Origin of the sequence: Brevibacterium renqingii (genome assembly GCF_017808095.1) — a bacterium.
Taxonomy (GTDB): Bacteria; Actinomycetota; Actinomycetes; order Actinomycetales; family Brevibacteriaceae; genus Brevibacterium; species Brevibacterium renqingii.
Genome location: NZ_JADBHG010000013.1, coordinates 38,129 through 48,339, shown reverse-complemented (window position 1 = coordinate 48,339; position 10,211 = coordinate 38,129). Strand labels below are relative to the sequence as shown.

Annotated in this window: 8 protein-coding genes; 3 read left to right on the top strand and 5 right to left on the bottom strand. The window is 61.4% G+C overall.

Annotation, left to right across the window (positions count from 1 at the left end):
* Positions 1-177 precede the first annotated feature (177 nt).
* A complete protein-coding gene (locus IIE29_RS16375; RefSeq protein ID WP_137826639.1) occupies positions 178-420 on the top strand; it encodes a hypothetical protein in 243 nt (80 codons plus the stop codon).
* Between the two features lie 203 nt (positions 421-623).
* Positions 624-1,097, top strand: coding sequence for a hypothetical protein (locus IIE29_RS16370; protein WP_209326361.1), 474 nt, complete (start codon positions 624-626; stop codon positions 1,095-1,097).
* Positions 1,098-1,109: 12 nt separating this feature from the next.
* Here IIE29_RS16370 and IIE29_RS16365 read toward each other — a convergent pair whose 3' ends face one another.
* Both IIE29_RS16365 and IIE29_RS16360 read right to left on the bottom strand, forming a co-directional pair.
* Complete coding sequence (locus tag IIE29_RS16365; protein ID WP_209326360.1) at positions 1,110-1,652, bottom strand: hypothetical protein; 543 nt, start codon at positions 1,650-1,652, stop codon at positions 1,110-1,112.
* Positions 1,653-1,667: 15 nt separating this feature from the next.
* On the bottom strand, positions 1,668-2,252 hold the full coding sequence (locus IIE29_RS16360) for a prepilin peptidase (protein WP_209326359.1): 585 nt from the start codon (positions 2,250-2,252) through the stop codon (positions 1,668-1,670).
* 121 nt (positions 2,253-2,373) lie between these two features.
* Here IIE29_RS16360 and IIE29_RS16355 point away from each other — a divergent pair, with 121 nt between their 5' ends.
* Entirely contained in the window at positions 2,374-3,576 is a 1,203-nt protein-coding gene (locus tag IIE29_RS16355) for a hypothetical protein (protein WP_209326358.1), read from the top strand.
* On the opposite strand, the gene IIE29_RS16350 is transcribed toward IIE29_RS16355, so the two are convergent.
* The 3 genes from IIE29_RS16350 to IIE29_RS16340 form a co-directional block, all read right to left on the bottom strand.
* Positions 3,562-4,137, bottom strand: a complete 576-nt coding sequence (locus IIE29_RS16350; protein WP_137210839.1) for a helix-turn-helix domain-containing protein — start codon at positions 4,135-4,137, stop codon at positions 3,562-3,564. The genes IIE29_RS16355 and IIE29_RS16350 overlap by 15 nt on opposite strands.
* Positions 4,134-9,170 carry a hypothetical protein gene (locus IIE29_RS16345; RefSeq protein WP_209326357.1) on the bottom strand — a complete coding sequence of 1,679 codons (5,037 nt, stop codon included), beginning with the start codon at positions 9,168-9,170 and terminating at the stop codon, positions 4,134-4,136. Before IIE29_RS16345 ends, IIE29_RS16350 begins: the two co-directional genes overlap by 4 nt.
* Before the next feature lie 699 nt (positions 9,171-9,869).
* Positions 9,870-10,073, bottom strand: a complete 204-nt coding sequence (locus IIE29_RS16340; protein ID WP_246476015.1) for a hypothetical protein — start codon at positions 10,071-10,073, stop codon at positions 9,870-9,872.
* Between the last annotated feature and the right edge of the window lie 138 nt (positions 10,074-10,211).

The window sequence follows — 10,211 nt, the reverse complement described above, 5'->3', positions numbered from 1 at the left end:
CCGTGCGGATGCACGTAGCAGCTGCGCCTCACTCAGGCATCGCGTACGGGATCGGCAAGCCGATCCCCGATAGGCTTTGTTTTCAAGCTGTGGAGGTAGGTGAGGGATGGAGGGTACGTTACTCAAGTGTTATGTTTGGCGGATTTGGTAATCTATGTGAAGTAGATCTGAGGAGCAATGATGAAAATTGAGGACCGCAAAAGCTTGGTGAGCGTGGCAGAGATCGCGGAGATGATGGAGGTCTCTCCTGCCACGGTCCGTTCGTATGCCTGGCGTGATCCGCAGTTTCCGGAGGTCAAGGAGCGTGTGGGGCGATCGCCAATGCGGGATAAGGCCGAAGTGGAGGCGTATATCTCAGCTCGGCATGGGCGGGTCAACGGTGGCCGCCGTGGGAACTGGTGGCGAGAGAGTCCGAAATGACCGATGGGCTCGCTCCTCCGTGGGTGGCTCTGGCCATTCTGAAATACGGTGCCTCTCCTCGTGGGGGAGTGAATACCGCGGTGATGGCTCGCCGGCTACGGGTCTCTCAGCGGACTGTGCAGCGTTGGCTCCACGATGGGATTCCGGCGAAGCGGGAAAGGAACCTGTGGCGGGGTTGGCACCCCCGCCGGGATCTCTTGTCGATGGAGCGTGAGAAGCTGCGCAATGCCCTCGGCGCGAAAGATGCTCTGAAGGTGGGGCGCCAGCGGGGGATCCTGCCTTCGTGGAGGGCGCAGGGGTTCCTCGAGGAGCATGTGGTGTGGATTCGGCAAATGGGTCCCCGGCGCAATCGAATTCCGGTCCTGCGCATTCAGTCCTCTAGACATGATGCTGATGCGGGGTTGCGGGTTCTCTCCTGGTTGGAGACCTACACTGCGGCGGCTACTGCTCTAGGTGAGGCCGGAGGTCTTCCTGCTGAGTTTATGGAGGAGACTGGCGTGCGTGCTCTGATTCGGGTTCCGACAGCGTTCGATGGCGAGATCGTCAAATATAGCACCCTGCATGCTGCTGGCGATTATCGGATTCGGGGGCGCAAAATCGGTGTGATGGGGTCCCGCCACAGTTTGATGTGGCTCGATGGTGGTCCGGAGGTTTGTCTTGGCGATTACGCTCGCTGATAGACACTCGGACTATTTGCTGTACTTGGCCCAGAGCAACAGGGCTGCTGCTCCCGCGATGATGACGAAGGTCAGGGCGGCTACGCTCATTGGGATGCTGGCAGCCACTCTGGTGTAGGCGTCATTGGCGAGGCCACCTGCTGCGAGCACGGTTGGGATAGCGAAAGCGGCAAGTCCGACCCCCCAGTGGGTGTCCAGGTCGACAATTGCTCGATATACGGCGAGGACGCCGGCGATGAGGTAGGGCGAGACGGCAGCTGCGCGCCACTGGAACTCGGCGTCCATGTGCCGGGGGATGTCCGCGGGCAAGAGGATGAAGGCGTAGAAGAGCAGGACGAGCGTGGTGAGGATGCCGAGGCCGCCGAGGATGCGCATAACTGGGTGTTCATAGCTGCCGAACGTGAGGTCGAAGAGGACCTCACCGACTTTGTCGACATAGATGAAGATCGTGAGGCCGATAAGGGCGATCAGGCTGTAGATGATCCATTCCGTGAGGCTCCAGATCTCGAATTCGACGGCGGGGGTTTCGTTGATGGTGTTGAAGAACGTGATCATGGTGCCCTCCTCGGGTCAGACAGAGGTGAGTAGTCCGGTGATGATGGTCGCGCTTAGGAGGAAGGGGCCGAAAGCGAGCTCGGCCGATGCTGGCTGTCTCAGGCGCATGATTGCGGCGCAGATGGCTCCGCAGATGAATGCGCCCGCGAAGGCGGCCAAGAGTGTCTGGGCGCCGAGCGGGCCGATAACGAGTCCCATGACGGCTGAGAGCTTGATGTCTCCCAGGCCCATTCCCGCTTTCGTGAGGATGGAAAGGGCGTAGAAGGCCACGGTAGCGATGGCTGCGGCAATGGCGCCAGAGAAGAGCGGGGCCCAGTTGTGGGTGAACGCGCAGATCAGAGTCATGCCGATGGCTGCGATGATGCCCCAGATGAGAGTCAGAAGGTCTGGGAGTCGGTGTTCGCGCACGTCGACTGCGGCCATGGTGGGGCCGAGGAGGGCTATTGCGATGAAGCCTGGAGACGATGGTGAGGTCAGGTCTGTCAGGGTGGCTGTTCCGGCGGCGAGCACTATGCTGCCGCCTGCGATGGCCAGGAGCGTGCTCTTATGCGGGCCGGGTGGAGTGAAGATCCGATGCCATTGCTGCTGAGTCTCGGTCATGGTGACCTATCGCCGGAGGGGTACGGTGTCGGATGTCGCCCTGACACCCATTCGTTTAGTTATAGCTATCGTATCAATAAACTTAGATATAGAGTAGCAGTATCCAAACGAAGGAGTGGTGATGGGACCTTACACATCAATCGACAGCCCTCTCAGCATCTATGGTGCTCTGGCAGTCGCTTACGACCATGGAACGCGGTTGACGCTACCTACGTTTCGTGGGTACGTCAGCAATGGCGATGCGCCTAAGCCTGCTGCACATGTCGGTAGGCAACCTTTCTGGGAGAGGTCCGAGATCACGGCCTGGGCCTCGGAATTCCTCCGCGATGCGAGGAAGCAGGAACCTGTGCAGGGTCCCGGCCGGCTTGAGCTGGAAATCATCGATCATCTCAATGCGCAGTGGCTCGAGCTCGACTCAGAGCAGATCGAAGTGATGAGTGATGCTGAACTGGCCTTCGAATGTTGGAAACGACTCCCTGGCCTCATCAGCAGGCTTCGGAACCTGCAGCAGTCCTGGGCGCAGAAAGTCAAGTGGCATGCAGATGAGCTCGAGCTGTACTCCGAACGGCCGGGGCTTCCCTCCTTGGCGACGGTGCTGCAATGGATGGGAGATCGTCGAGTAGCTCGGCAATGCCAGGAAGAGCTGGAAAGGGTGCAGGAGAAGCACCTGCATACGTCCAATCTGCTGTCCATCGCGGAAAAGGACCTTGATCGGTGTGAGACCTGGTTGGCTCAGTTGAGGGGGTGGGCGCGCTGGTCCGAAACTCTGCAGCGAGATGCTAGAGAGTCCGCGGCTTTAGAGCGATGGTGGGATGCGCTCGATGCCGAGGTCGAAAGGTGGTCAGGTCGTGCAGTTCCGATGAAAGAATTCGCGATGAGCAGTCCCGATCATGTCTCGTATGTGATGGATGAAGGTGACTGGGGAACGTTGTCGGAGCAACAGAGAAATGCTGCCGACAGTGGTGCGATTGTGCTTAGCGGGGCTGACTATGGGTACTACTGGACTGTGCCGGGATGGAGCGGACGGTGGCGGCTGAGCTGGATCCTAAGTTCGGGAGAGCTCTATCTGGAGTACCGCAATCCTCACGAAGCGCTCGTTGTAATCCCAGTAGCGAAGACCCCGGCACAAGGCCGAACCACCAGCATGGCTGATGTGTCGAGATGGTTGGAACCCTTCGAAAGGATCCAACGACGCAAAGGAGCTCTAGGGCTGCTTGCTCGAGAGATCGAGGTGCAGAGCAAGCTTGGGTGGCCGAGCCTGGTGCGTGACGAGCATCGGGCCGGATTCCTGGAAGCCTTTGTGGACCGTTCAGGGGCGGTCTGAGAGGTTGATGTCGTAAATCTCTCCGAAGTCCCAGTCCTCGAGGTATCGGTCACCGTAGAGGTCGCGCAGCTGTTCCATGGCGGCGTCATCTCCTCCCTCAGCCCAGGCGTCGAGGAGCATGTTGGTGTCATCAGGGCTCAGTGGTCCCGGAAGGGTGACGTCCCGGTCACGAAAGTACTCGGTGCCGGCTTTCCGTGGGCCCTGCATCGCTCCGATCGACACGTACTTGCCGCGCTTGATCCCGGATTTCAGGCCCTTGACGATCGCACGGCGACCACGCTTGGTTGTCGCTGCCTGTCGAGATCTCTGGTTGATGGTCTTCAGGTGTTTCGACGATGGGCGGTTCGTCTCTTTGCCGGAGGTGGTGATCCACCGCTGCACGGTGCGCTGAGAGACTCCGAGTTTCTGTGCCGCGGTCTTGGTATCGACGCCTCCCCTGCGGTTGGTGCCGAACGCGGCCTGGAGCTTCTCGCGAATGTTGCCTGATCCTTCACCGGTGACGTCTCCGCCGCGGCCGGTGAAAGCGTTGAAGAACAGGCCTCTGCGCTTCTTGTCGCTCATTTCAGGCTCTCCATCCACTCAGCGTGGTCGATCAGTTCGTCCTTGCCTTCCCACTTCCCGCCGCCGAGGTGGGGCAGGTGATCGGCGAGGAGACCGGACTTCTCACATGTGAGCTTCCCGAGCTTGAAATCGAGATCTTCGGGTCGTCCTGGCCATGCGGTGATCGGGTTCGGGTCGTTGCTCGCGTACACGATCGTGTCTGTACCGACTGCTACCGGCCAGGCGCCTGAGTTCGAACCAATCGTGGTGATCTTGCGCAGGATGTTGGCCCGCGCCTTGGCTACGATCGAGAACCAGCGTTCCGGCGCAAACCCATCTTTCGTCGAGTGCTTGCGTGAGGCGAATGTGCCGAAAGTCGTGGTGTAGATGCGCTTGACCATGTCGGAGACGATGAGATCGGCGTGAGCGGGATCCTTGGCCGCGTTGCGGGCATCCCGGAGGATCTTGTACCAGGGCTCGAGGATACGCAGGTGCTCTTCCCAGACCCAGGCCTCATGGATCTGCGGGTCGACCCCGAGGTCTCGAGCGATCTCGAGCGTGGGAGTTGTGACCCAGAACGTTCCGTCCTCTGCGAGATGCCGGGGTGGATTGAGCGGGTGCGGGATCCTCCAGTCGCCGGCATCGACTCCGGTGATCTTCCAGATACCGGGGATCTTCGGGTCGAAGGTGGGCGTTGTGGTGTGGCTGGGTTCTCCATAGCCGAGTTCCAGCCCGGAGGTCACGGACAGGTAGGACCCGGACCGGTCGTAAGCGTGGACATAGGTCATGGTGGCTTCGTCCTCGGTGGGTGGCCTCGACCAGGAGAAATCGACCTCGAGATTCGCCGTCTCGAGTGGTTCGGGTGGAGTATGCGGAGTGAAGAGCTCGAGGCGCTTGTTCTTCGCTCGTGTGGTCTTGAGCAGGTCGATACCGGTGACCGAGGCACCGTGGGAGAAGGGCCTGCGCAGTGCTCGGGCGATGCGCAAGAGCCGGTCGGCGAGCTCGCCGGGAGCGGGATCATCAGCGAGGAGCTCGAGCGTATGGTCGACCAGTGCGGTGACGACGACCATGACTCTCTGGGACCGGTCAGTGGCCGAGGACGGCCACAGGCGAGTCCACCCGGTCATCGCATCAGCATCGCCTCCGAGTGACCAGTCGGAGGTGGAGAGGAAGCTGATGCCCTTGGTCGCGTCCTTGAAGGCTTGAGTCCGTCGAGCGGGACGCACATCGTCGATGGCATCGATGGGTATCCCAAGATTTAGGGCTACGGCATCAGTGAGCCAGATCTGGCCCTCGTAGTGGTGGTAGTCGTCATAGTCGAATCCAAGGCCGTGGTCGAGGGCCAGCTGAGCGACATCACCAATCGTGTTGATGTCGGTGACTTCGTAGTGGATGCCACCAGGCAGGTGCAGCCCATCGGTATGCAGGACTGCGGCCGGGATCCCGACCGCCGGCGCCGGCGCCGGCTTCTGCGCTGTCGGTGTCTGCTGTTTCGGAGCCTCGCTGGTCGTCCGTGGTGCCGGGGTGGGCTGGAGTGCCGCTGTGCGTGCGTCCAATGCCGCTTCTCGGCGTTGACGGGTCGAATCCACCCAGCAGGTCACGTGGAGCGGGAATCGGCCGTCGAAGCGCAGCATGGTGGGTTCCTGGCATCGCAGGCATGCTTCCTGGGTGCCGATGGTGGGAGCAACCCGGTGTCCCTCGGCATCGTCGAAGACCATCGAGGCGGCATCTTCAGGAGTTATGCCATCGACTTCTTCGGGGCTCGCGCCCATGGCGTCTGAGTTGTCGTCGGTGGGGGCCGGAGGGGTGGGGTCGGCGAAGGTGAGGACCTCGGTGGGGGTTGGGCCACCATCGAGGGGGAGCATTCCCTGAGGATCCTCGGTGCCAGGTTCGTCGCCGAGGATCCGGTCGAGGTCGAGGACGGCGAATCTGCGACGGGCGCCGAGGGCGGGGATGTTGCGCACGAGAGTGAAGCGCGGGGTTGTGCCTTTGCGCTCTTCTGCCTTGAGGTAGCCCTCGTTGTAGAGAGCTCGGCGGGCGGTGCGTTCGTCGACGGAGATCATTTCCGGGACGAGGCTGAGAGCAGCTTTGAGAATGACACCGAGCTGCCGTTCGGGCAGGAGAAGTTCGGAGGAGCCGTCTTGGCGAATCGCGACATAGCCGTGGTGGCGGCCGAGAGGCTCGGGAGCGGCTTGTTCTCCGTCGTACCCTCCGCGGGTGGGTCGTCTCCAGCCGAGGCGGCGGTAGTGCTCGGAGGGGCACCCGCCTTCGATGGCTTCGACGTGCCCGTGGCCTCCTTCGAACCAGGTCACGAGGAGGGAGCGGATACGGGCGCCGGTGCGCATGGGGGCATCGGGGTCGACTGCGGCTTCGGAGGCCGTGGTGAGGGCGGAGAAGACGAGTTGCGCGGTCTGGTCGGCTTCCGTCTCGGTGATGGTGTTTGTCTCGGTGAGGAACTCCAGGAACGCCTCCCAGGCCGCGGCGAGTCTGCTGGTCGCTGCAGCGATGTCGTCGGAGACGTGGCGGGCCCGGAAATCGACCTCGAGGTGAGCGGCGCGTTCGGCGAACTCACGCTGTTTGGTGTGGAGGTCATTGGCCACGATCCACTGCACGAAGCTGCTCATGAGGAGGTTTCGGTCCTCGCGAGCTTCGGGGCGGTCTAGAGCGATGATCTTGTCGAGTTCGGTGTCGTTGGCATCGATCGGCACGCTGAAGGCACGCCGTTCGTCGCTGAAGTTGGCGGGAGGGATCTCGGAGGAGATGATCGCCGAGGTGTGTGGGGGCAGGGACGAGGAGATCTTCTGCCCGGTGCGGTCAGCCCGGTCGCGGGCGACAGCTCCAAAGATGGACCGGATGAAGCGGCCCATGGCCTTCTCTGCTGCGGCTTGGCCGTCAACGCTGGGAGTGACGTCATCGGCGAAGAGGCAGGTGTCTCGGGCGTGCATCGTCTTGAACCGTGCGACGGTGGCGGTGTCGCCGATGCCGGTGAGTGAGAGTGTCGGAGTCTTCCGGTCCCAGCTGGTTCCGAAGTGGTGCATGGCCAGGGTGGCTACACCGGTCTTGCGGGATCCGGGGAGACCGACGAGGACAAGAGAGTAGTCCATGGGGCCGAACACGGAGCCGAAGACCTGGCCGAGGAGGGGCGCGGCGATCCGGTGAGGCAGACCGTTGAGCATGCCGCCGGCTCCGCCGCGGCCGAGAGCCTGGCGAAGAGCTGCACGGTCGGTGGTTGGTGTCATCAACGAGTAGCGGCCGAGGGAGGAATGGAGGTTCGTGGGGATCTCGACGGGCCCGTGGGCGGTGATGGCGCCGCCGGCGTGAACGAATCCGATTCCGTGGCCATCGATGTCATGCCAACCGGTGGACTGGTAGATCGATCGGTGGTCCCAGATCCCTGAGACAGCCTTGATCGCGTCCCAGACTTCAGCGCGGCCGTTCTTCGTCGACGAGTAGGTGACACCGGGCAGTGCCAGGCCTTCGAGCCACACTGATTCACGTGCATCGTCGAGAGTGACCCTCTTGAGGTACTTCTCTCTGCTGAGCGGGTGCACGTACTCGAAGACGAAGTGGGTGACGGGTACATAGTCTTCGATCGTCGCGGAAGTCGGATCGGTCCCGAGTTCGGGATCGGCGGCGGCTCCGGCGATGACCTCGGCAGCGGGGGCTTCGACCGAGACCACGCGGACGTCGAGGTTGATGATGAGCTTCTTGGTCTTGTCGAAGTCACCATCCTGGTTCGGCTTGTAGGTGACCTTGTAGATTGCGCCGTCGTTGAGTTCGTAGCGAGGACCGCCTTCGGGGATGGCATCCAGCGCGGTGCGGTGGCGTTCGGTCCGAACTTCGCTGAGCTCGATAGGTGCGACGAAATCGTCTGCAGGTGGCTCCTCACCGGTGATGGGATCAGTGTCGGCAGGGACGGGGAGTCCAGCGAGCTCGTGAGCGGTCCGAGTAGCGACCTTGGCTGCGGCGAGGTCCTCATCGACAGCGGCAATGATCTCGTCGACTCCGTCGAGGCGCTTGGCCATTTTCTGCAGGGTCGCGTAGTCGTCGGTTGCCTGCTCGAACTTGCGGCCGGTATCGGCTGCCCACCAGGAGACCGCCTTCGTGTGCTCGTCAGCCTTCTTCGGGTCGGCCTCGGCTGCGGCTGTCCGCGCCTGAGCTTCATCGAGTGAGGTCTGGATCTTGGCGCAAAGCTCGTGGAATTCGGCTGCGTGCCACATCAGCTCGAGCGTTGGGAGGGAAACCGGGATGAAGTCATCGACGCCGAAACCAGCCTCGATGTGGTCTGTGAAGTCTGCCTTGGCTGAGTCGACCTTGGGCAGGAGCAGAGTGACGGAGGCCCCTCGGGAAAGGAGCTGCTGGTGCAGGCCCACGCCGCGCTTGTATCCGGCGAGATCCCTGTCGATCACGATGCGGACCTCGGCGTCGAGGAAGATCGGCAACAGGGTCTCGGGGAACGATCCTGCGCCCTGTGTGTTGGTGGTCGCGACGAGGCCGAGCGTTTCGGCGGTTTCGACGTCCTTTTCGCCCTCGAGGCACCAAACGGGGGTCTGGGCGTCGATGGCCTCAAGGATCTGGGGGTGGCGGTAGAGGACGGGCTGGAAATCGAGTGGCTTCGTCGTCGCCCATTCCGTGCCGGCCCAGAATTCCTGCTTGAAAGACTTGTGGCGGGCGCCGGAATCGTCGTGAGCTTCGAGGCGATGGACGCGCTGGGTTTCGGTGCCCTCGGCATTGAAGTACCGGTAGGTGTGCGTCTGTTCCCAGGTCAGTGTTGAGGGATCGATCTTCTCGGGCGCGGTGAGGCGGCGTGGGGGGCGTCCGGACTTCTTTCGTCCGGTGCCGGCGCGGCGCTGTCGAGGGCTCCTGCTGGATCGGGGTCCTGCCTTCTTGGGCAGTGGTTCGTCGAAGAGATCGGCCTGCGTGAGGCCCAGAGCGCTCGTGAGGTCGTCGATCGGGGTGTCCGGTGCGGACATGAGGTGGAGGAGAGTCGCACCGTTCTTCCATGTGACGTGAAGACTTGGCGTGCGTTCGTCGAAGAGGGGGTTGAAAGCCATGAAGTCGCGGGATCCGCGGCCTTTGCTTGGCTGGAGGCCCATGTCGGTCAGAGCGTCCCATACGCGATCAATCGAGGCAAATGCCTGTGATTGAGGGTGTGGTGCCCCTTCATTGGGCGAAACTGTCATGGTAAAATTCCTAGTGACTTCCTGATATAGCTTGTCGGCTTGTTAGGTTCCTAGTCCGGATGGAGTTCCCGCTCCATCCGGACATTTTTTTGCGCTACTTGTCTCTGATCTCCCTGGCTCGCTCCGCGAAGGTTCTGCGTACGTCCGGATCCGTCAGATACGCGTCGACAAATGCGCGCGTGAGATGCCCTATGGTTACGCCGTCTTGGGCGGCGGCCACTTTGAATGCTTGGTACTGATCTGACTCGATGTCCGCGTTGAGGCGTTTGGAGGATGCTGGCATCGCCTGAGTTTTCTCCTGGAGTAAGAGCATCTGGCTGCCTCCCTCTCATTGCAGAATCTATACGTGTACACACTTGAGTATATGAGTAAATGAGTGAAAGGCAAGAGGTAGACACGCCCTGTAACCGAGGCTGGAGATCCCGTACTTCGAAGCTGCGCCCGGGTAAAATGGGTACAACAAAGGCGCTCGTGTTGATGTGAGAACTCAGCGCGGAGCGTGCATAAGAAGTAATTTCGAGGATTCCCCTGTATGCGGCCAGGCATGCGGGGGTTTCTTGTGTCTGGAGGTCAGACTGCCACGGGCAGCACCTCCTTCTGCTGCTCATCGAGGTAAGCCGGTACGGATAGATCGTGGGCCTTGGCCATGATGAGCGCGAGGTAGTCAGATAGCTCGAGACCTTGGCGTCGAGCTTCGTCGCGGTATCGCTTGAAGTGCTCGGTAGGGAAGCGCGCCGTGGTTGCGACGCGGTCGCCTTTTGATCGTCTAGCCATGGTCCCCATTCAAACTGAATCTGATTCAGATTGACGGTTCCTGCTGCGCGTGTCGCCAAGTTTCTCGTCCCCCTTGTTGTTCTTTGCCCATGTAAGCGAGCGGATTGAACGGATCTGACAGGATCCAGAAATTTTTCT